Annotated in this window: 18 protein-coding genes; 11 read left to right on the top strand and 7 right to left on the bottom strand. The window is 63.5% G+C overall.

The genetic code is table 11. The features are described from left to right. Nucleotides 1–106: 106 nt before the first annotated feature. A complete protein-coding gene (locus IM733_RS25435) occupies nucleotides 107–802 on the bottom strand; it encodes a M949_RS01915 family surface polysaccharide biosynthesis protein (RefSeq protein ID WP_248918989.1) in 696 nt (231 codons plus the stop codon). Nucleotides 803–929: 127 nt separating this feature from the next. On the opposite strand from IM733_RS25435, the gene rapA reads away from it, so the two are divergent. Further along, nucleotides 930–3,776 (top strand): RNA polymerase-associated protein RapA, encoded by a 2,847-nt coding sequence (rapA, locus tag IM733_RS25430; protein ID WP_248918988.1) that lies wholly within the window; start codon nucleotides 930–932, stop codon nucleotides 3,774–3,776. 229 nt (nucleotides 3,777–4,005) lie between these two features. Beyond that, nucleotides 4,006–6,270 carry a putative bifunctional diguanylate cyclase/phosphodiesterase gene (locus tag IM733_RS25425; protein WP_248918987.1) on the top strand — a complete coding sequence of 755 codons (2,265 nt, stop codon included), beginning with the start codon at nucleotides 4,006–4,008 and terminating at the stop codon, nucleotides 6,268–6,270. Here IM733_RS25425 and IM733_RS25420 read toward each other — a convergent pair. After that, nucleotides 6,170–7,057 carry an NAD(P)-dependent oxidoreductase gene (locus tag IM733_RS25420; protein ID WP_248918986.1) on the bottom strand — a complete coding sequence of 296 codons (888 nt, stop codon included), beginning with the start codon at nucleotides 7,055–7,057 and terminating at the stop codon, nucleotides 6,170–6,172. The genes IM733_RS25425 and IM733_RS25420 overlap by 101 nt on opposite strands. Before the next feature lie 192 nt (nucleotides 7,058–7,249). On the opposite strand from IM733_RS25420, the gene IM733_RS25415 reads away from it, so the two are divergent. Continuing rightward, on the top strand, nucleotides 7,250–9,433 hold the full coding sequence (locus IM733_RS25415) for a hypothetical protein (RefSeq protein ID WP_213659880.1): 2,184 nt from the start codon (nucleotides 7,250–7,252) through the stop codon (nucleotides 9,431–9,433). A 249-nt stretch (nucleotides 9,434–9,682) separates the two neighbouring features. On the opposite strand, the gene IM733_RS25410 is transcribed toward IM733_RS25415, so the two are convergent. Further along, complete coding sequence (locus IM733_RS25410) at nucleotides 9,683–9,988, bottom strand: DUF2288 domain-containing protein (protein WP_213659879.1); 306 nt, start codon at nucleotides 9,986–9,988, stop codon at nucleotides 9,683–9,685. 360 nt (nucleotides 9,989–10,348) lie between these two features. On the opposite strand from IM733_RS25410, the gene IM733_RS25405 reads away from it, so the two are divergent. From IM733_RS25405 to IM733_RS25375, 7 genes are all read left to right on the top strand, one after another. Then, entirely contained in the window at nucleotides 10,349–11,464 is a 1,116-nt protein-coding gene (locus IM733_RS25405; protein WP_248918985.1) for a branched-chain amino acid ABC transporter substrate-binding protein, read from the top strand. A 238-nt stretch (nucleotides 11,465–11,702) separates the two neighbouring features. Next, nucleotides 11,703–12,626 (top strand): high-affinity branched-chain amino acid ABC transporter permease LivH, encoded by a 924-nt coding sequence (livH, locus tag IM733_RS25400; protein ID WP_011532594.1) that lies wholly within the window; start codon nucleotides 11,703–11,705, stop codon nucleotides 12,624–12,626. Next, nucleotides 12,623–13,879 carry a high-affinity branched-chain amino acid ABC transporter permease LivM gene (locus IM733_RS25395; RefSeq protein WP_248918984.1) on the top strand — a complete coding sequence of 419 codons (1,257 nt, stop codon included), beginning with the start codon at nucleotides 12,623–12,625 and terminating at the stop codon, nucleotides 13,877–13,879. The genes livH and IM733_RS25395 overlap by 4 nt, the downstream gene beginning before the upstream one ends. Continuing rightward, the gene (gene livG / locus IM733_RS25390) at nucleotides 13,876–14,643 is read left to right on the top strand and encodes a high-affinity branched-chain amino acid ABC transporter ATP-binding protein LivG (RefSeq protein WP_248918983.1); all 768 of its coding nucleotides are present in this window, start codon (nucleotides 13,876–13,878) and stop codon (nucleotides 14,641–14,643) included. Before IM733_RS25395 ends, livG begins: the two co-directional genes overlap by 4 nt. Beyond that, on the top strand, nucleotides 14,644–15,345 hold the full coding sequence (locus IM733_RS25385; RefSeq protein WP_028692122.1) for an ABC transporter ATP-binding protein: 702 nt from the start codon (nucleotides 14,644–14,646) through the stop codon (nucleotides 15,343–15,345). A 243-nt stretch (nucleotides 15,346–15,588) separates the two neighbouring features. Beyond that, a complete protein-coding gene (locus IM733_RS25380; protein WP_248918982.1) occupies nucleotides 15,589–16,266 on the top strand; it encodes a COG3650 family protein in 678 nt (225 codons plus the stop codon). Between the two features lie 103 nt (nucleotides 16,267–16,369). Beyond that, on the top strand, nucleotides 16,370–17,983 hold the full coding sequence (locus tag IM733_RS25375; protein WP_248918981.1) for an NAD(P)/FAD-dependent oxidoreductase: 1,614 nt from the start codon (nucleotides 16,370–16,372) through the stop codon (nucleotides 17,981–17,983). Nucleotides 17,984–18,058: 75 nt separating this feature from the next. Here the strand turns inward: IM733_RS25375 and IM733_RS25370 are convergent, their stop codons facing one another. After that, entirely contained in the window at nucleotides 18,059–18,523 is a 465-nt protein-coding gene (locus IM733_RS25370; protein ID WP_198744839.1) for a glycine zipper 2TM domain-containing protein, read from the bottom strand. 149 nt (nucleotides 18,524–18,672) lie between these two features. Here IM733_RS25370 and IM733_RS25365 point away from each other — a divergent pair, with 149 nt between their 5' ends. Continuing rightward, nucleotides 18,673–18,903, top strand: a complete 231-nt coding sequence (locus IM733_RS25365) for a hypothetical protein (protein ID WP_248918980.1) — start codon at nucleotides 18,673–18,675, stop codon at nucleotides 18,901–18,903. A 118-nt stretch (nucleotides 18,904–19,021) separates the two neighbouring features. Here the strand turns inward: IM733_RS25365 and pdxH are convergent, their stop codons facing one another. From pdxH to IM733_RS25350, 3 genes are all read right to left on the bottom strand, one after another. After that, the gene (gene pdxH / locus IM733_RS25360; protein WP_248918979.1) at nucleotides 19,022–19,669 is read right to left on the bottom strand and encodes a pyridoxamine 5'-phosphate oxidase; all 648 of its coding nucleotides are present in this window, start codon (nucleotides 19,667–19,669) and stop codon (nucleotides 19,022–19,024) included. A gap of 19 nt (nucleotides 19,670–19,688) precedes the next feature. Next, nucleotides 19,689–20,657: an OmpA family protein gene (locus IM733_RS25355; protein WP_248918978.1), complete on the bottom strand. Its 969-nt coding sequence runs from the start codon at nucleotides 20,655–20,657 to the stop codon at nucleotides 19,689–19,691. Between the two features lie 99 nt (nucleotides 20,658–20,756). After that, nucleotides 20,757–21,902 carry a serine hydrolase domain-containing protein gene (locus IM733_RS25350; protein WP_248918977.1) on the bottom strand — a complete coding sequence of 382 codons (1,146 nt, stop codon included), beginning with the start codon at nucleotides 21,900–21,902 and terminating at the stop codon, nucleotides 20,757–20,759. Nucleotides 21,903–21,931 lie beyond the last annotated feature (29 nt).

Here is a 21,931-nt window from a genome sequence, read left to right as displayed (position 1 = left end):
GTCTCCTATGGCCACTGTGTCGGCCGGTGCTCAGCCGCCTTGAATGCGCGCGGGCCAGGCTGTGCGGCGCGTCACAGCGCCGCACCAGCGCAAGTATAGCCCGTGCTTACTCGGTATCGTCTTCCGGGTCGTCGTCGGCTGGCGCGCTGGTTTCGCTCCAGGGCCGCTTGTAGACCTGCTGCCAGACCGCGTCCATGTGCGCGCGCAAGACCTGCGGGGCGTTCTTCAGCGAGGCGCTGTCTTCGCGCTCGCCACCGAACGCATCTTCACCGGGAGGGCTGATCAGCGATTGCCCCGTGATGGTGTAGGCCGCCTGGCCTTCGCGCATCTCGATGGCGATGTCGTGGGGGTCGATGCCGCCACCGCAGAAGGAATGGCTGGCCACGGTCACTTCGGCCACGCCGTCCTTGTTCAGGTCGGTGACGTCACTGACGTCGTTGTAGAAGTCGACATCCAGGTCCAGGCCGGCACAGGTGGTTTCCTGCTCGATCTGCCAACGCGGCTTGAAGGCATCGGCCGAAGCGTTGCGGCCATAAAGGGTGGCCTTGAGCACCACCTTGTCGACTTCTTCCTCGGTGTCGGGGTCGGTGGCCTGGCCGTCGACCCGGCTCAACACCAGCAGGCCCTCGCCCTCACGGTCGTGGAAGTGCACGCTCTTGATCGGCGTCTGCACACCCAGCACTTCGAGTTGCTCGACCGGGATCGGCGGCAGCACTTCGAAACTTTTCTGTTCACAGGCGGCCAGCAGCGCAAGGCTGCCCAGGCCCAAGGTGACGTTCAACCAGCGGTGCTTGGCAACCATGTTGGCGCGAGGCCCTCGTGACGGGACGGTATTCGTCGATGAAAGCGCTAGACTCTTCACATTCATTGGTCTGGCGAAGCCGATCCGTTAACATAGTCGGCTTTTTCATCGCGGGAGTTTTCGCAGTATGGCGCAGCAGTATCAACCGGGGCAACGCTGGATCAGCGACAGCGAAGCCGAGCTCGGTCTTGGGACCATCCTGGCGCAGGATGGCCGCCTTCTGACCGTGCTCTACCCGGCCACGGGCGACACCCGCCAGTACTCGCTACGCAATGCGCCGCTGACCCGCGTGCGCTTCTCGCCAGGCGACCTGATCACCCACTTCGAAGGCTGGAAGCTGACGGTGCGCGAGGTCGAGGACGTCGATGGCCTGTTGGTCTACCACGGCATCGATGGGCAGAACCAGCCACACACGCTGCCCGAGACGCAGTTGTCGAATTTCATCCAGTTCCGCCTGGCCAGCGACCGCCTGTTCGCCGGGCAGATCGACCCGCTGTCGTGGTTCTCCCTGCGCTACAACACCCTGCAACACAACAGCAAGCAAATGCTGTCGTCGCTGTGGGGCCTGGGCGGCGTGCGTGCGCAACCTATCGCCCACCAGTTGCACATCGCCCGTGAAGTCGCCGACCGCATCGCCCCGCGTGTACTTCTGGCCGACGAAGTGGGCCTGGGCAAGACCATCGAAGCAGGCCTGGTCATTCATCGCCAGCTGTTGTCCGGCCGTGCCAGCCGTGTACTGATCCTGGTGCCCGAGAACCTCCAGCACCAGTGGCTGGTGGAGATGCGCCGACGCTTCAACCTGCAGGTGGCGCTGTTCGACGCCGAGCGCTTCATCGAAAGCGACGCCAGCAACCCGTTCGAGGATGCCCAGCTGGCGCTGGTGGCCCTGGAATGGCTGGTCGACGACGAAAAGGCACAGGACGCGCTGTTCGCCGCTGGCTGGGACCTGATGGTGGTCGATGAAGCTCACCACCTGGTCTGGCATGAGGAACAGGCCAGCCCCGAGTATGCGCTGGTCGAGCAACTGGCCCAGGTCATCCCTGGCGTGCTGCTGCTCACCGCGACGCCTGAACAGCTCGGCCAGGACAGCCACTTCGCCCGCCTGCGCCTGCTCGACCCCAATCGCTTCCATGACCTGGCCGCGTTCCGCGCCGAGAGCGAAAACTATCGCCCGGTCGCCGAAGCGGTACAGGAACTGCTCGACGAAGGCCGCCTGTCGGCCAAGGCCCACGCCACCATCCAGGGCTTCCTCGGCGCCGAAGGCGAAGCGCTGCTCACCGCAATCACCGATGGCGATAGCCAGGCCAGCGCGCGCTTGATCCGCGAACTGCTCGACCGCCATGGCACCGGCCGCGTGCTGTTCCGCAACACCCGGGCGGCAATCCAGGGCTTCCCCGAGCGCCAGTTGCACCCCTACCCGCTGACAAACCCGGAGCAGTACGCCGAGCTGCCCTCGAGCGAGCGCGCCGAGCTGTACCCGGAAGTGGCCTTCCAGGCCCAAGGTGAAACCGGCGACGACGAGCGCTGGTGGCGCTTCGACCCACGGGTCGACTGGCTGATCGACACCCTGAAGATGCTCAAGCGCACCAAGGTGCTGGTCATCTGCGCCCACGCCGAGACGGCCATGGACCTGGAAGACGCTCTGCGCGTGCGCTCCGGTATTCCGGCCACGGTATTCCATGAAGGCATGAGCATCCTCGAGCGCGACCGCGCCGCCGCCTACTTCGCCGACGAAGAGTTCGGCGCCCAGGTGCTGATCTGCTCCGAGATCGGCAGTGAGGGCCGCAACTTCCAGTTCGCCCATCACCTGGTGATGTTCGACCTGCCGGCCCACCCGGACCTGCTCGAACAGCGCATCGGCCGTCTCGACCGGATCGGCCAGAAACACACGATCCAGCTGCACATCCCCTACCTGCAGGACAGCCCGCAGGAACGCCTGTTCCAGTGGTACAACGAAGGCCTCAACGCCTTCCTCAACACCTGCCCGACCGGCAACGCCCTGCAGCACCAGTTCGGCCCGCGCCTGCTGCCGCTGCTCGCCGAAAGTGACGAGAAAACCTGGGGCAAGCTGGTGGCTGAAGCCCGCGCAGAACGTGAAAGGCTCGAAGCCGAGCTGCACAGCGGCCGCGACCGTCTGCTGGAACTCAACTCCGGTGGCGCCGGCGAAGGCCAGGCGCTGGTCGAGGCGATCCTCGAGCAGGACGACCAGTTCGCCCTGCCGATCTACATGGAAACCCTGTTCGACGCCTTTGGCATCGACAGCGAGGACCACTCAGAGAATGCCCTGGTGCTCAAGCCCAGCGAGAAGATGCTCGATGCCAGCTTCCCACTGGGTGACGACGAGGGCGTGACCATCACCTACGACCGCGGCCAGGCCCTGTCCCGCGAGGACATGCAGTTCCTCACCTGGGAGCACCCGATGGTCCAGGGCGGTATGGACCTGGTGCTGTCCGGCTCGATGGGCAACACCGCGGTCGCGCTGATCAAGAACAAGGCGCTCAAGCCCGGCACCGTGCTGCTCGAGCTGCTGTATGTCAGCGAGGTGGTGGCGCCACGCAGCCTGCAACTGGGCCGCTACCTGCCGCCGGCGGCACTGCGTTGCCTGCTCGACGCCAACGGCAACGATCTGGCAGCACGTGTGGCTTTCGAAACGCTCAACGACCAGCTCGAAAGCGTGCCACGGGCCAGCTCCAACAAGTTCGTCCAGGCCCAGCGTGACGTACTGGCCAAGCGCATCGCCGCAGGCGAGGCCAAGGTGCTGCCGACTCATGAAGAGCGCGTCGCCCTGGCCCAGCAACGCCTGGTGGCCGAGGCGGATGAGGAGCTCGCACGCCTGACCGCGCTCAAGGCGGTCAACCCCACCGTACGCGACACTGAGATCGACGCCCTGCGCAAGCAGCGTGAAGATGGCCTGGCGGCGTTGGAAAAAGCCGCGCTGCGCCTGGAAGCCATTCGGGTGCTGGTGGCGGGCTGATACCCCGTTCGCCGGCAAGCCGGTTTCTACAGACGTAGGAGCCGGCTTACCGGCGAACCACCCAAAAAACATCCGTTTAGACCGCTGCGCTATTAGCCTCATATCCAAACGATAGAGATCAAAGTGCCATTAATCAGGAAGGCTTAAGCACCCCTTCCTATACTCCTGCAGGAACAGTCTCCATCCGCGCTCAGTGGGGACAAGGGCTCACTCGACGAAGAGGCCTGCAATGGAGTGGCTGGGACTGCGATTGTTCGCCGAGCTACCGGCGACCGGGCAAATCATCCTCGACTGCCGACACAACCCCTTCCTGGTGCTGCTCGCCTTCACCGTGGCCAGTGCCGCCTGCTTCGCCACCTTGGGCATGGCCGAACGCCAGAGCCACAGCGAGGACCCCACGGCGCGCCGCCAATGGCGGGTACTGGGCGCCTGCTGCCTGGCCGGTGGCATCTGGGCCATGCACTTCATCAGCCTGCTGGCCTTCCAGACCCCGCTGGAACTCCACTTCGACGCCCCCCTGAGCGCCTTGTCACTATTGATTGCATTGATTGCCGCCTGGCTGGCGATGAACAGCCTCGACCGCAGCGAGATGCGCCTGGGCCACTACCTGCAAGCCGCACTGCTCATCGGCCTGGGCATCATTACCATGCACTACGTCGGCATGGCCGCGCTGCAGACCAGCGCCCACCAGTACTACCAAACCGGGCTGCTGCTGGCGTCCATCGCCATCGCCATCGCCACCAGCCTGTTGGCACTGTTGATGGCCCGCTGCTTCCGCCAGGGCAGCGGCACCCTGTACCTGTTGATGAAACATGGCGCCAGCGTGCTGATGGCTGCGGGCATCGTACTCACCCATTTCACCGGCATGGCCGCGATGACCCTGGTGATCCCCAGCGGGGCCGCCCTGAGCCTGCCCTCCGCCGACAACAACCTGCAACTGGCGCTGACCATCGCCTTCATTACCCTGTTGATCAGCGGCAGTAGCATCAGCGCCGCGCTGGCCGACAAGAAGCTGCAAAGCAAGGAACACGACCTGCGCCGGGTCAACTTGCTGCTCAGCCAGCTCGACCAGGCCCGGGTGTCCTTGCAGCAGGCCGCGCACTACGACGCCCTGACCGGCCTGGTCAACCGCCGCGGCTTCAACCAGGTGTTCGCCGAGCGCCTGGCCGAGCAGACTGCCAACGACGGCATGCTGGCGGTGATGTTCCTCGACATCGACCACTTCAAGCGCATCAACGACAGCCTCGGCCATGTCGCCGGTGACGAACTGCTCAAGGTCATCGCCGGGCATATCAAGGCCGCGACCCGTGGCAACGACCTGGTGTCGCGCTTCGGCGGCGACGAGTTCTGTGTCGTCACCAGCCTGAACAGCCGCGACGAGGCACGCCACCTGGCCCAGCGCATCATGCAGCGGATGAAGGAGCCGATCGACCTGGCCGGGCGGCGCATGGTGATGACCACCAGCATCGGCATCAGCATCTTCCCCGACGACGGCCACAGCACCGAGGAGCTGTTGAAGAACGCCGACCTCGCCCTCTATCAATCCAAGGGCTGCGGGCGCAACAGCCTGCATTTCTTCAGCTGCGGCCTGAAGACCCGCGCCACCCTGGAGCTGCAACTGGAGGAAGAACTGCGCCTGGCACTGTTCGAGGAACGGGGGTTGTGCGTGTACTACCAACCCATCTTCGACCTGCACAGCCGCCGGGTGAGCAAACTTGAAGCCCTGGTGCGCTGGCAGCATCCGCAACATGGCCTGCTCGGCCCCGACCGCTTCATCCCCATCGCCGAGGCCAACGGCCTGATCGCCGAGCTCGACCTGTGGGTGCTGCGCCGCGCCTGCGAGGACCTGGCCCAACTCAACCGGCATGGCTATGGCCACCTCAAGGTCACGGTCAACTGCTCGGCGCGCACCCTGGGCCGCGAGGAACTGGCCAGCGAAGTGGAGATGGCGCTGTTCCAGGCGGGCCTGGCGGCTCGGCAGCTGGAACTGGAAGTCACCGAGAACGCCCTGATGGGCGACATCCACCACACCATCGAGCTGCTCAAGCGCATCCGCGCCCAGGGCGTGGCCCTGTCGATCGATGATTTCGGCACCGGCTATTCGTCCCTGGCCTACCTCAAGCGCCTGCCGCTGGACGTGCTGAAGATCGACCGCTCGTTCATCCAGGAAGTACCCGGCAACCAGAAGGACCGGGAGATCGTCCAGGCGATCATCATCATGGCCCACACCCTGCATCTAAAGGTGGTCACCGAAGGCGTCGAGACGCCCGAGCAACAGGCTTTCCTCGCCGCCCACGGCTGTGATTGCCTGCAGGGTTACCTGCTCAGCCGTCCGTTGCCACCGAGCGAACTGCGGCCGGTACTCGAACGCCTGGACCGCCAGCACGACACGCTCAGCCCTTGCTGCGATACAGCGATACCAGAGTCGCCGGGTCTTTGTGCAGATGGCCCTGGCTACCGTGCAGGCGCATCAGTTGCGCGGCGAGGCCACTGAGCGGCGTCGCCGAGCCCTGTTCGCGGGAGAATTTCACTGCGGTGTCGAGGTCCTTGAGCAGTGTGCGCACATGCCACTTGACCGGCTCGAAACGGCTCTCGGCCATTTGCGGAGCGAGGATCTGCAAGGGTTTCGAGTCGGCGAAACCACCGGCCAATGCCTCGGCGATCAAGCTGGCGTCCACCCCTGACTGCTCGGCGAGGGCCACCACCTCGGCGATCACCAGCGCATTGCAGGCGACGATCATCTGGTTGCAGGCCTTGGTCACCTGCCCCGCGCCAACACCGCCCATGTGCGTCACCCGCTGGCCGAGGGTGAGGAGCACCGGGCGAGCCCGCTCCAGGTCCGCGGCCTCGCCACCGACCATGATCGCCAGGGTACCGGCCTCGGCGCCCGGGGTACCGCCCGATACCGGCGCATCGAGCCAGGCCATGCCACACAGCGCCGCCAGTTCGGCGGCCATTTCACGGGTGGCGGTCGGCTCCAGGCTGGAGAAGTCCACCAGCAACTGGCCGCTGCGCCCACCACTGGCAATGCCCCCCTCGCCAAACACCACCTCGCGTACCACCGCCGTGTCGGCCAGGCACAGCAACACCATGTCCGTCCCGTCGCACAACTCCTCAGGGCTCGCGGCCAGATGCGCCCCCGCCGCGACCAGTTCGGCGCACTTGTCCGGGCTGCGGTTCCATACGGTCAGCGGGTAACCCGCCGCCAGCAGCCGACGGCACATCGGCAAGCCCATCAGGCCGATCCCGGCGAACCCCAGCGAAGGCAAAGCAGTATTCATGAACGACTCCAGATTAAAGAAGCGTGACAAACGGACGATGCAATGCGGGTGCGAGGAGAAAACCTTAGAACGCCTAGGGAAAACCCCTATCGCACAAGAAAAAGACGCACTGATAAAGTCGCGAAATTTCTCCGTGATGGCTAGATGACATATCTCAACGGGGAACCCACCACTCCAGGCAAATGGCGCACTATGACCTCTACGAACACTTCTGCCAATGCGGTCCCTGAGTCGTCGCTCACTCCCACGTCGTTGACTGCCGGTGGTGCTCGAGATCTTCCTGCCAGCCGCAACCTGCCGACGCATCAGTACCTATACTTCACCGAACAGGACATCCAGCGCATCCTCGACAACCTCGACGGCCTGCGCGACTTGGTGTTCCCGCAGAACCTGCATGTCGAGAGCGAAGACCAACTGCGCCTGGAGCAGCAGTTCCCCTCTGTGTGCCTGATCGGCCTGGGCCGCTGCGGCTCGAACATCGCCCTGGACGTGGCGGAGCTGGTGTACAACGCCCGCACCTTCTTCCTCAACGAGTTCAACAACGAGGACCGGCACAAGGGCGAAACCGGCTACAGCCCGGCGCGCTGGATCCGCCAGAACCTGCGCCTGGTACAGAACAAAGGCACCAAGCCGGTGTTCCTGGTCGAGCCCCTGGTGATGCTGGGTGACTTGGACAAGGACATCGCCGGGCGCATCCGCTTCTCGCGCAAAGGCGAGCGCGGCGGCTTCCTGCGTGACTACAGCAAGATGAAGATCATGGACCTGTCCGAGGTGCATGCTGGCGGCGCCGGCAACGCGCCGATTCTCGGCCAGTACCTGGCCAAGATCATCCTCAACAAGGATACCCAGCGTTTCTCCAGCGCCGACTGGAAGCTGATCCACTCGTACCTGATCGACTCCTGCGGCATCAAGGCCAACCAGTCGCGCCTGTACTTCTATATTTTCAGCGCCGGCGGCGGTACTGGCTCGGGCATGGCCTCGGAGTTCGGCCTGGCCCAGCAGTACTCGTACATGAACAAGACCTTCGACACCAAGCCGGCCGACGAGAACGACGGCAAGAGCGGGCATTCGTTCGTCTTCGAGCCGATCTTCACCAGCGGCATCTGCGTGCTGCCCAACGCCTCCGACCACCGCAGCGAAATGTCCGAAGCCCTGCACATCAACGCCGGGCGCCTGCTGTGCAAGTACCTGTCAGAGGAGTGGGACTTCTCGTACAACTTCGACAATGAAGACAGCAGCGAAGCCAGCGTCATGGGCCGTATCCGCCCATGGAACGCGATGATGCTGATCTCCAACGACATCATGCGCTACGCCGAAGAAAGCGACGACGGCACGATCCAGAACATCGACGTCAATGCGATGGAGAAGCACGCCAACCAGTACATCTCCCAGCAGATCTTCAACATCCTCACCGCCCAGGCGGTGACCACCGACTACGACCAGAACTACTTCCGCCGCGCCGGCATCGACATCGGCGAGACCATCCGCCTGGATGCCAACGACCTGTTCATGAGCCTGGCCGGCCCCGTGGCCATCGCCTATGCCGAGTCGGTGGTGCCGGAAATCCCGGCCCAGGGTTCGGACAAGTTCAAAGTGTTCGAGCGCGAGCAACCGCGCCTGGATATCGACGACCTGTTCTTCCGCTCCATCGACCTGCCGCATTTCAACAAGCAGACCCAGGCCATCGAAGGCATCAGCCTGCTGCCGATCGAGTCGCGCCGCTACCGCGCCGCGCTGGAGCAGTACCAGGCCTCGGGCTACGACGCCGCGGCGCTGCACGACCTGCACTTCTTCAAGAACTGTTCGTCGGTGGTGTCGATTGTCTCGCTGCCCAAGGACTACAAGCTGTCGTACATGGACCTGAACCGGCTCAAGACCCACCTCAACAGCCTGTTCCCCAACACCACGCTCAAGCGCTACGCGCTGGTGATCGGCGCCTCGGCCAACTTGTCGCTGACCACCCTGATCGCCAAGAGCCCGTGCCTGTCGGACGACTTCCTGACCCTGATCGTGGCGTTCATCAAGCGTTGCTTCGCCCGCACCCCATACCGCTTCGACGACACCCTGGACAACGCCATCCTCGACTTCATCACCAGCGAGCACTTCGATGAAGACAGCATCGACGACTTGCTCAACGAGTTCGAGAACCCGGCAAAGATCCTCGACACCAACTGGTACGCGATCAAACCGATGTACGAGAAGAAGTACCGCGAGCTGATCAACGACAAGAGCCGCTTTGTGTCGATCAACGACATTCGCCTGTCGCGCGAATGCGTGAAGAAGGCGGTGAAGTACCTGCGCGAGATCTTCAGGCACCGCATCGGCAAGACCCGGGTGATTTCGCTGAACAGCCATACCGGGCGCGTGGACTACTAAGTCGCCCCACGCCTGTAGGGGCCAGCCTTGCTGGCGAACCAAGCGCCGCGGTGGCTGGCACCGGCGGTGCCGGTGTTCGCCGGCAAGGCCGGCTCCTACGCGCGATCACTGCCCCCATTACGCATGCCGTAAACTGTTACCGCCCCGCCAAATCACCCCGCCACTGTTACTTGTTTCCACCTTACGTGAGCGTCAATGCGCACCAGTGCGAGGCACCTGTGCATTTTCACGCACTAAAAAAGCGCGTGCTTATTCCGCTTTCTTCGCCTGGATCACGATGAACGGCGAAACGACCACCGCCCAGATCTCTGGATCGCGGGTTTGCAGGTCGAGTGCCTGCTCGGCGGAAACCGGTCCGACAGTGCCATCACTACGCCACTTGGCGAAGATCTCGCTGCGATTCTCGGCCATCGCCTCGGCAACGGCGATCAGGTCGAGGCTGGGGTCGACCCAAATCAGGTCACCCTTGGCCCAGAAACGCTCCAGGGCTTTCCACTCGATGACGGCGGTCTCGCCGAGCAATTTGGCATAGAGGGTGCTTACTTGATCAGTCATGGGTTTACCTGCGCAAAGAATCGACCAACAAAAAAGGTCGGCATTTTTGCAGAAAAACCCGGTTTCAAATACGTAATTTGGTCGAACCGGCCCGAGTTTGTGGGGGCAGGCCGAAGATGCAGGCAAATTGATGGCGCTTTTCTGTATCTTTATGTCGACCAGGCGACACCCCTCGAAACAGACGCTTTTCGCCCGCTTTTCAAGCGCTCGGACGGCGCTCTACACTGTACCGGTACAGTTCCGGGACATGTTCCGGGGGAAGGTGGGCTTACGGCATGGCGTAACCAAGCCGCGAATCCCGCCCGGTCTGTAGCCCTGGCCTCAGGACTATAAGAATTACAACAGAATGAGTGGAGCACTATGATCAAGATTTCCAAGCTGTTTGCCGCAATGGTTCTGGCCGGGGTTGCCAGCCATTCGTTTGCCGCCGATACCATCAAGATCGGTATCGCCGGGCCGAAAACCGGTCCCGTGACTCAATACGGCGACATGCAGTTCACCGGTGCCAAGCAAGCCATCAAGGACATCAACGCCAAGGGCGGCGTCGACGGCAAGATGCTCGAAGCCAAGGAATACGACGACGCGTGCGACCCTAAACAGGCCGTGGCCGTCGCCAACAAAGTGGTCAACGATGGCGTCAAGTTCGTGATCGGCCACCTGTGCTCCAGCTCCACCCAGCCTGCGTCCGACATCTACGAAGACGAAGGCGTGATCATGATCACCCCCGCCGCCACCTCGCCGGAAATCACCGCCCGTGGCTACAAACTGATCTTCCGCACCATCGGCCTGGACAGCGCCCAAGGCCCGGCTGCCGGCAACTACATCGCCGACCACGTCAAACCGAAAGTGGTCGCCGTCCTGCACGACAAGCAGCAGTACGGTGAAGGCATCGCCACCGCGGTCAAGCAGACGCTGGAGAAGAAAGGCACCAAAGTAGCCGTCTTCGAAGGCCTGAACGCCGGTGACAAGGACTTCTCCTCGATCATCCAGAAGCTCAAGCAGAACAACGTCGACTTCGTCTACTACGGCGGCTACCACCCGGAGCTGGGCCTGATCCTGCGCCAGGCGCAAGAGAAGGGCCTGAAAGCCAAGTTCATGGGCCCGGAAGGCGTGGGTAACGACTCCATCTCGCAGATCGCCCAGGGCGCCTCCGAAGGCCTGCTGGTCACCCTACCGAAGTCGTTCGACGCCGATCCTGCGAACAAGGCCATCGTCGACGCCATCAAGGCCGACGGCAAGGACCCGAGCGGTCCGTTCGTATTCCCGGCCTACTCGGCCGTGGAGCTGATCGCCGAAGGCATCAAGGCCGCCAAGTCCGAAGACACCGACAAGGTGGCGGCTGCCATCCACGCCGGCACCTTCAAGACCCCGACCGGCGACCTGTCGTACGACGAGAAAGGTGACCTGAAGAACTTCAAGTTCGTGGTCTACGAATGGCACTTCGGCAAGCCGAAGACCGAAGTCTCCCCTCAGTAACTGCGTGACTAATAGCTGACCGAGAAGCCCACTGTGCGAGCAGTGGGCTTTGTTTTACGAGGTTCTATGGGCCTGATCCCCGCGATCCGGGGGCCGGTCCACCTGAAAATCTTAAAACCGTCACCCGCGGTTTCCTGGCAGTGCCCGCACAACGATCACGTGGCGAAGACCGCGAGAACAAATGGGCCCGGGTCACCCCCGCCAGAGAAATGCAAATCAGGTTTTTAGGAGCGCTGTAATGCCTGAGATCTACCACTTCCTCCAACAACTGGTTAACGGATTGACCATCGGCAGTACCTACGCGCTGATCGCCATCGGTTACACGATGGTGTACGGCATCATTGGTATGATCAACTTCGCCCACGGCGAGGTCTACATGATCGGCTCCTACGTGGCCTTCATCGCCCTCGCCGGGCTGGCCATGATGGGCATCCACTCCCTGCCGATCCTCATGACCGTGGCCTTCGTCGCCACGATCTGCGTCACCAGTGCCTACGGCTACAGCATCGAACGGGTCGCCTACCGGCCGCTGCGCAACAGCAACCGGCTGATCCCGCTGATCTCCGCCATCGGCATGTCGATCTTCCTGCAGAACACTGTCCTGCTGTCGCAGGACTCGAAAGACAAGTCCATCCCCAACCTGATTCCCGGCGCCTTCTCCTTCGGCCCGGGCGGCGCGGAGGAAGTGCTGGTCTCGTACATGCAGATCCTGGTGTTCGTGGTCACGCTGATCGCCATGACCTGCCTGACCCTGTTCATCTCTCGTTCCCGCCTCGGCCGCGCCTGCCGCGCCTGCGCCGAGGACATCAAGATGGCCAACCTGCTGGGCATCAACACCAACAACATCATCGCCCTGACCTTCGTCATCGGTGCCGCCCTGGCGGCGGTGGCGGCCGTGCTGCTGAGCATGCAGTACGGGGTGATCAACCCCAACGCCGGCTTCCTGGTGGGCTTGAAAGCCTTCACCGCGGCGGTATTGGGCGGCATCGGCAGCATCCCGGGCGCCATGCTCGGCGGGCTGGTGCTGGGCGTGGCCGAAGCCTTCGGCGCCGACATCTTCGGCGACCAGTACAAGGACGTGGTGGCATTCGGTCTCTTGGTTCTCGTTCTGTTGTTCCGGCCGACCGGCATCCTGGGCCGCCCGGAGGTTGAAAAAGTATGAACAGAAATCTCAAACAGGCGTTCTTCAGCGCCTTGCTGGTCTGGGCCGTGGCCTTCCCGGTGCTGGGCCTGAAACTCAGCATCGACGGCATCAGCCTGGTCGTGCATAGCCAGGGCTCGTTCACCATCAGCATCATCGCCGCGTGCTCGGTGCTGATGTTCCTGCGCGTACTGTTCGACAAGCAGTGGAGCGCGGTGATGGGCCGCCGCTCGGAGCGCAAGCTGGTACCACCTTCGGTAACCAACTTCCTCACCCTGCCGAAGACCCAGCGCTGGGTCATCATCGGGCTGATCGTGGCGGCGCTGATCTGGCCGTTCTTCGGCTCGCGCGGCGCGGTCGACATCGCCACGCTGATCCTGATCTACGTGTTGCTGGGCCTTGGCCTGAACATCGTGGTAGGGCTTGCGGGCCTGCTCGACCTGGGTTACGTCGGCTTCTACGCCGTCGGCGCCTACAGCTATGCAATGCTCTCCCACTACCTGGGCTGGAGCTTCTGGGTGTGCTTGCCGATCGCCGGCCTGATGGCCGCCACCTTCGGCTTCCTGCTCGGTTTCCCGGTACTGCGCCTGCGCGGCGACTACCTGGCGATCGTGACGCTTGGCTTCGGCGAGATCATCCGCCTGTTCCTGCGTAACCTCACCGACTGGACCGGCGGCCCCAACGGCATCAGCAACATCCCCAAGCCGGAGTTCTTCGGCCTGACCTTCGAACGCCGCGCCGCCGAGGGCATGCAAACGTTCCATGAGTTCTTCGGGCTGGAATACAACTCGATCAACAAGGTCATCTTCCTCTACCTGGTGGCCCTGCTGCTGGCGCTGTTGGCGCTGTTCGTCATCAACCGCCTGCTGCGCATGCCGATCGGCCGGGCCTGGGAAGCGCTGCGCGAAGACGAGATCGCCTGCCGCGCGCTGGGTTTGAACCCCACCGTGATCAAGCTCTCGGCGTTCACCCTGGGTGCCTGCTTCGCCGGTTTCGCCGGCAGCTTCTTCGCCGCCCGCCAAGGGCTGGTGACACCGGAGTCATTCACCTTCATCGAGTCGGCGATCATCCTCGCCATCGTCGTGCTGGGCGGCATGGGTTCGCAGTTGGGCGTGATTCTCGCGGCCATCGTGATGATCCTGCTGCCGGAGATGATGCGTGAGTTCAGCGAATACCGGATGCTGATGTTCGGTGCGCTGATGGTGTTGATGATGATCTGGCGTCCGCAAGGCCTGCTGCCTATGCAACGTCCGCACATGGAGCTGCCTCGATGAGCCGCGAAATTCTGCAAGTCAGCGGCCTGAGCATGCGCTTTGGCGGCTTGTTGGCGGTCAACGGCGTGGCCCTGACCGTGAAGGAGAAACAGGTGGTGGCGCTGATCGGCCCTAACGGTGCCGGCAAGACCACCGTATTCAACTGCCTCACCGGCTTCTACAAGCCCAGCGGCGGCACCATCCTGCTCGACGGCCAGCCGATCCAGGGCCTGGCCGGTCATCAGATTGCCCGCAAGGGCGTGGTGCGGACCTTCCAGAACGTGCGCCTGTTCAAGGAGATGACCGCGCTGGAAAACCTGCTGATCGCCCAGCACCGTCACCTCAACACCAACTTCTTCGCCGGCCTGTTCAAGACCCCGAGCTTCCGCCGCAGCGAGAAAGAGGCCATGGAGCGCGCCCAGTACTGGCTGGAGAAGGTCCACCTGACCGAGTTCGCCAACCGTACCGCCGGCACCCTCGCCTACGGCCAGCAACGCCGCCTGGAAATCGCCCGCTGCATGATGACCCAACCACGGATCATCATGCTCGACGAGCCGGCTGCCGGCCTGAACCCCAAGGAGACCGAGGACCTCAAGGCCCTCATCGCCTATCTACGCGAATCCCACAACGTGACCGTGCTGCTGATCGAGCACGACATGAAGCTGGTGATGAGCATTTCCGACCACATCGTGGTGATCAACCAGGGCACGCCCCTGGCCGATGGCACGCCGGACGAGATCCGCGGCAACCCTGATGTGATCAAGGCCTACTTGGGGGAAGCGTAAATGCTGAAGTTCGAGAACGTTTCCACCTTCTACGGCAAGATCCAGGCGCTGCACAGCGTCAACGTGGAGATCAACCAGGGCGAGATCGTCACCCTGATCGGCGCCAACGGCGCTGGCAAGTCGACGCTGCTGATGACCCTCTGCGGTTCGCCCCAGGCGAGCAGCGGCAGCATCAAGTACCTGGGCGAGGAGCTGGTCGGCCAGCCTTCTTCGCACATCATGCGCAAGAGCATCGCGGTGGTGCCAGAAGGCCGCCGCGTGTTCTCGCGCCTGACCGTCGAGGAAAACCTGGCCATGGGTGGTTTCTTCACCGACAAGGGCGACTACCAGGAACAACTGGACAAGGTCCTGCAGCTGTTCCCGCGCCTGAAGGAACGCTACATCCAGCGTGGTGGCACCATGTCCGGCGGCGAGCAACAGATGCTGGCCATCGGCCGGGCGCTGATGAGCAAACCCAAGCTGTTGTTGCTCGACGAGCCGTCGCTGGGCCTGGCACCGATCATCATCCAACAGATCTTCGACATCATCGAACAACTGCGCCGCGACGGCGTGACGGTGTTCCTGGTAGAGCAGAACGCCAACCAAGCGCTGAAGATCGCCGACCGCGCCTATGTGCTGGAAAACGGCAAGGTGGTGATGCAGGGTACTGGTGAAGCGCTGTTGACCGACCCGAAGGTGCGCGACGCGTACCTCGGGGGGTAAAAGATCAAAGGGCCTTCGGGCCCTTTTTTCTGCCTGCTGCTATTGATGCTGGTGTGGTCTTTGTAGGAGCCGGCCTTGCCGGCGAACACCGGCGTCGCCGGTGTCATCCACCGAGGCGCCTGGCTCGCCAGCAAGGCTGGCTCCTACGCGATGACGCGTACCGTGGGCTTGTTCCCCTTGTAGACACCCGACAGGCTCGGTAACGTGACCGGCACTTTTTGCCCGAACACCGGAGCCCGCCCCATGCGCCTCACCCCTTCCCTGCTGCTCACCGCCCTGCTGCCGCTGTTCGCCGGCTGCCAGATGCTGGCCGAAAAGCCGGTCGACCCGAACCTTGGCACCACCCGCATGCAAGGCGAACTGAGCGCGGCTGGCGGCCATCTGTTGTTCAAACCCTGCAGCGAAAGCCGTCGCTTCATCGTCAACGACGCCGCCGCGACCGGTATCCTGCAAGAAGCCGCCAACCTGGCCGACGACGCCGGTGACAAACTGTTCGCCGATGTCCGCGGACGCCTGGCCGGCAGCAAGCAGGCGGGCAGCGACGGCCAGCTCGACGTGACCCGCCTGTACCGCCTTGAATCCTCAGAACATCCAGGCTGCGAAGACCCCAACTTCAAGCAACTGACCCTGCGCGCCGGTGGCCATGAGCCGGATTGGGACATCAAGGCCAGCGGCAAGGGCATGGTGCTCAACCGCGTCGGTCAGGACCCACTGCCGCTGCCTTACCTGGAAGAGGAAATGCCTGGCGGCGGCCTGAGCCTGTCCAGCGAAGCCAACGGCCAGCGCGTCGAACTGTGGGTTGCGCCGCAGCGTTGCGTCGATGGTGCCACCGGTGCCATCCGCCATCTCAAGGCCGAGCTGCGCATCGACGGCAAGACCCTGCAGGGCTGTGCCTATTACGGCGGTGCCCGCGACCTCTGATCGCCAGGTGCGTTTATCCTGCCAGTCGGGGCGACGAACAGCTTATACTTGGCGGTTTGTGTAAAGCCGCCGGCCGCCCATGGCCGGGATACTGGACCCTGCCATGCTACGAATCACCGAACTGAAGCTGCCCCTGGACCATTCCGACGACGAGCTGCGCGCCGCCATTGTCCAGCGCCTGGGCATCAGCGACGCGCAACTGCTGGGCTTCACCCTGTTCAAGCGCAGCTACGATGCGCGCAAGAAGAACAGCGAGCTGCTGTTCATCTACACCATCGACCTCGAAACCAGCAATGAAGCCGAGCTGCTGCGCACCTTCGCTGACGACCCGAAGGTCGGCGTTGCGCCGGATGTCAGCTACAAGTTCGTCGGCCACGCGCCGAACGAGCCGCAGGAGCGCCCGATCGTCGTCGGCTTCGGCCCTTGCGGTATCTTCGCCGGCCTGTTGCTGGCACAGATGGGCTTCAAGCCCATCGTCCTCGAACGCGGCAAGGAGGTGCGTCAGCGCACCAAGGATACCTGGGGCCTTTGGCGCAAGAGCGTGCTCAACCCCGAATCGAACGTGCAGTTCGGCGAAGGCGGCGCCGGCACCTTCTCCGACGGCAAGCTGTACAGCCAGATCAAGGATCCGAACCACCACGGCCGCAAGGTGCTGGAAGAGTTCGTCAAGGCTGGCGCCCCGGAAGAAATCCTCTACATCAACAAGCCGCACATCGGTACCTTCCGCCTGACCAGCATGGTCGAGAAAATGCGTGAGGAAATCATCACCCTGGGCGGCGAGGTGCGCTTCGAGCAGAAGGTCACCGACCTGCTGGTGGACGGCGAGCAGCTCACCGGCGTGGTGCTGCAAAGCGGTGAACAACTGCATTCGCGCCATGTGGTCCTGGCCCTGGGCCACAGCGCCCGCGATACCTTCCGCATGCTCCACGCCAAAGGCGTGTTCATGGAGGCCAAGCCGTTCTCGGTCGGCTTCCGTATCGAACACCCACAGTCCTTGATCGACAAGGCACGCCTGGGCAAGTACGCCGGCCATCCGAAACTCGGCGCCGCCGACTACAAGCTGGTCCACCACGCCAAGAACGGCCGTTCGGTGTACAGCTTCTGCATGTGCCCGGGCGGTACCGTGGTCGCTGCCACCAGTGAACCTGGCCGTGTGGTCACCAACGGCATGAGCCAGTACTCACGCAACGAGCGCAATGCCAACTCCGGTATCGTTGTCGGTATCGACCCCGAGCGTGACTACCCGGGCGGCCCACTGGCCGGTATCGAGCTGCAGGAACGTCTGGAGGCCCACGCCTATGTGATGGGTGGCAGCAACTACCAGGCCCCCGCGCAATTGGTGGGTGATTTCGTCGCTGGCCGCCCGTCCACGGCGCTGGGCAGTGTCGAGCCCTCCTACAAACCCGGCGTCACCCTCGGCGACCTGGCACCCAGCCTGCCGGACTTCGCCATCGAGGCGATCCGCGAGGCGCTGCCGGCCTTCGACCGCCAGATCAAGGGCTATAACCTGCACGACGCGGTGCTGACCGGCATCGAGACGCGTACCTCGTCGCCACTGCGTATCACCCGTGGCGCCGACTTCCAGAGCCTCAACCTCAAGGGCTTGTTCCCCGCAGGCGAAGGCGCGGGCTATGCCGGTGGCATCTTGTCCGCCGGTGTCGATGGCATTCGTATCGCCGAAGCGGTGGCGCGCGACATGCTCGGGATGAACGACTGATCCGGTTGCCTTCCCCGGCACAAAAACAAACCCCGACACGGCTGAGCCGGTCGGGGTTTGTTTTTGCACGCGTTATCAGTGAGTGACGCGGCTGGTGCCATCGACGGTCATGATGCGCACACGCTCACCCACGCGGAATACCTCGTTCTGCTGCACTTGCTGCACATAGGCGCGCATGCTGCCATCGTCTTCACGCACGGTGATCTCAACGCCTTGCGTACGGGTCAGGCCTTCTTCCGCGGCGGAGCCGGCCAGACCACCGGCCACGGCACCGATCACGGCCGCGACGATGCTGCCACGGCCACCACCGACGGCGCTGCCGGCGACACCACCGACGATAGCGCCGGCACCACCACCGATCGGGGTCTTGGTGCCTTCGATCTTCACCGGGCGCAGGGATTCGATGGTGCCCATGCGTACGGTCTGCACGCGGCGAGCCTCATCACGGGAATAGCTGTCGCCGGTCAGCGACGACTGGCAGCCGCCCAGCAGCAGCGATACGGTGGTGAAGCTGGCCAGCAGCAAAGCGGATTTACGCATGGGACACTCTCCAAAAAGTTACAGGTGCTCATTAGACGCTTCGTCTTGACGGCTGTCACCGCATAAACGTCGTAAATTTGTTCTCATTCAGCTCAGGTACAGCCATAACGGGCTGTGAAGCTGGCTCAAACGTTGGACCAAGGATAGCCATGGATTACTTCATCGTCGTCATCGTGACCGCCACGGGCCTGTATTTCCATTGGTGGCTGTACGTGCGCATGCGCCGCTGGATGGACCGCGACCTGGCGTTGTCGATGGCGGGAGATGATCCGGGCAAGCGCGAATACATGCTTGGGTTGTTGCAGCGAGCGCGGGCGGAGAAAGTTGGACGCAAGGAGCTGGCGGCGTGGCTGGAGCGGGAGTCGGCGGGGTATCGGTGAAACGGGGGCTGCGTTGCAGCCCTTCGCCGGCAAAGCCGGCTGCTACAGGGGACGCGTTGCCAATCTGATCTGTAGGAGCCGGCTTTGCCGGCGAAGGCCGCACAGCGGCCCGCCTGACTCAAGGGGCCAGGCGCTCGCGCTGCCATTGGCCATCGACCAGGCGATAGTTCAACCGATCATGCAAGCGACTGGCCCGCCCCTGCCAGAACTCGATACGCTCCGGCAACAGGCGGTAACCGCCCCAATGCTCGGGACAATGGGGTTGCGTGTCGGAGAAACGCGCTTCGGTAGCCTTGACCAGCCCCTCCAGTTCCTCACGGCCAGCAATCACCCGGCTCTGCGGCGACGCCCAGGCCCCCAGGCGGCTACCCATGGGGCGCACCTGGTAGTAGTCGTCCGACTCTTTGGCCGTAACCTTCTCCACCCGACCTTCGATACGCACCTGACGCTCCAGCGCCGGCCAGAAGAACGTCATGGCGGCGAACGGATTGGCCGCGATGTGCTGGCCCTTGGCGCTTTCGTAGTTGGTGAAGAAGGTAAACCCCCGCGCATCGAGGGCCTTGAGCAACAGCACCCGACAATGCGGACGGCCATCGGCATCCACCGTGGCCAATGTCATGGCGTTGGCTTCCACCGGCAGTTGCTCGGTCTTCACCGCGTCGGCGAACCATTGGTGAAACAGCGCGAACGGCTCCCCCGGGGCCTGGGCTTCGGCCAGGCCATCACGGGTGTAGTCGCGGCGCATATCGGCCAGGGATTGGGTCATGACTGCGTTTCCTTGACGATCAGTTGGTCTTCGCAGGGCTGTTGGCGGCGACTTTCTTGTCGGTGGCGGCCTTCTTCGCGGCGGGCTTGGCCGGAGCGGCTTTCTTCTTCGCAGTAGTGCTGGGCTTGGCCTTGGCGGCAGGCTTCTTCGCCGCAGGCTTGGCAGCGGCCTTCACAGCAGGCTTGGCGGCCGCAGGTGCCTTGGTTTCCTGGGTGGCCACCATCGATGCCGGGGCCGGCGTCGGCGCAGCCTGCTGGTACTTGGCCAACAGGGCGACCATGGTGTTCTGCGGCGTCAGCAGCATCTCGACGCGACGGTTCAGAGCACGGCCTTCCTTGCTGTCGTTGGCGGCACGCGGCATTTGCGAGCCCATGCCCTTGAGCATCAGGCGATCACGCTGCAGGCCACTGAGGCGGAAGATCGCCGACACCGAAGCGGCGCGCTCGAGGCTGAGCTTCTGGGTGGCAACGGTGGCGCCGCTGCTGTCGCCATGGCCGAGGATCAGCACCGCCGTCTTGGTGTCGGTTTCAATGACCTTGGCCACCTGGGTGATCGGACCAAGAGTGATCGGCAGCAGCATGTTCGGGCGATCCGGGTTGTACGCGCTGTCCACCGGGATGGTTACTGCCAGCACATCCTCGCGGCGCTCGAGTTCGAGCTTGCTGCCCTTGATGGCTTCGCGCACCTTGGGTTCGTATTGGTCCAACCAGGCCTGGGTAGCCTTCTGGTCAATCTTCGGTACGGTGGCGGCTGCAGGCTTCTTCTCCTCGACACCAAACGGCCACCACCAGCGGCTGCTGCTTTCGGACTTGGCGTCGGCCTTGGCCACGTTCTCGGTCACGGCGGCCTTCACTTCCTGTTCGGCGACCTTGTCGGAACCAAAGGGCCACCAGCTAAGGCTGCCCTCTTTGGAGGCATCCTGTGAGTGGCTGGCACAGCCGGTCATGGTCAGGCACAGGGCAAGTGCTAAGGTTTTATGTGAAGACATCAGTGATACACCATGAAATTGAAAGAAATTTTGCCCACACGCATCAGGCGTTGGCATTGAGGATAGTCAAAGGGCCCGGGCAATACCCGCATGACCCGATCAAAGGCAGCGGCCAAGAACTTGCACCAATTGTTGGGCGCGCGGGTCCATCAGCACGTAAGGGCCTAGCGTGTTGGTGACGAAACCGAAGGCCACGTCATGTTCTGGGTCGGCGAACCCGACCGAGCCACCGGCGCCTGGGTGGCCGAAGGCCCGGCTGCCGAGGCCGAAGGTGGCATTGGCCACATCGGGCTGGTCGAGCATGCAGCCCAGGCCAAAACGCGTCTGGGTCAGCAAGGTACGGTCCTGGCCCAGGCTGTGTTCGCGGGTCAGTTCGTCGAGCAGTTCGGATTCCAGCAGGCTGCCATCAAGCAAGCCGGCGTAGAAACCCGCCAGGCTGCGCGCATTGCCATGGCCATTGGCTGCGGGTTGCTGCATGCGCCGCCACTCCGGCTTGTTGGTGCTGGTCAGGATGGCCGGCGGGTTGGTGAAGGCGCGGGTCGACAGTGCCTCGGGCTCGCGCATCGTCACCTGCAGCAGGCGCTGCGCAGCGGCGTCGCCCGGGTTGCCCTTGCCGCGGGCGATGTGCGCCACGCGATGAAACTCTTCGTCCGCCAGGCCGACATGGAAGTCCAGCCCCAGCGGCCGGGCGGTGCGGGCCACAATGGACTCGCCCGGGCCACGACCATCAGCGCGTCGGATCAGCTCACCGATCAACCAGCCATAGGTGATAGCGGCGTAGCCATGCTCGGTGCCAGGCGTCCACCAGGGCGTCTCGGCAGCCAGGGCATCGACCATCGCCTGCCAGTCATACAGCGCTTCGGCCGGCAGCAATTGGCGAATCGCCGGCACGCCGGCGCGATGGCTGAGCAGCTGGCGCAGGGTGATGGTGCCCTTGCCGGCCTGGGCGAACTCCGGCCAGTAGCGGGCCACGGGGGCGTCGAGGGCCAGCTTGCCCTCACCCACCAGTTGCAGGGCGGTGACGGCGGCGAAGGTCTTGGTGCAGGAAAACAGGTTGGCGATGGTGTCGCTGTGCCATGCCTCGCGGCCGTCCTTGTCGGCGCTGCCGGCCCACAGGTCCACCACGGTTTCCCCGCCAACCTGGATGCACAACGCCGCACCACGCTCCTGGGGATCCTCGAACAACGCGGCGAAAGCATCGCGCACCGCCTCGAACTTCAGCTCATAGTGACCCTGGATCTGCACCCGACTGCTCTCCGTACGACCTAACGTGC

The sequence above is a fragment of the Pseudomonas entomophila genome, assembly GCF_023277925.1.
Lineage (GTDB): Bacteria > Pseudomonadota > Gammaproteobacteria > Pseudomonadales > Pseudomonadaceae > Aquipseudomonas > Aquipseudomonas entomophila_D.
This window is presented reverse-complemented; position numbering and strand designations above follow the sequence as displayed.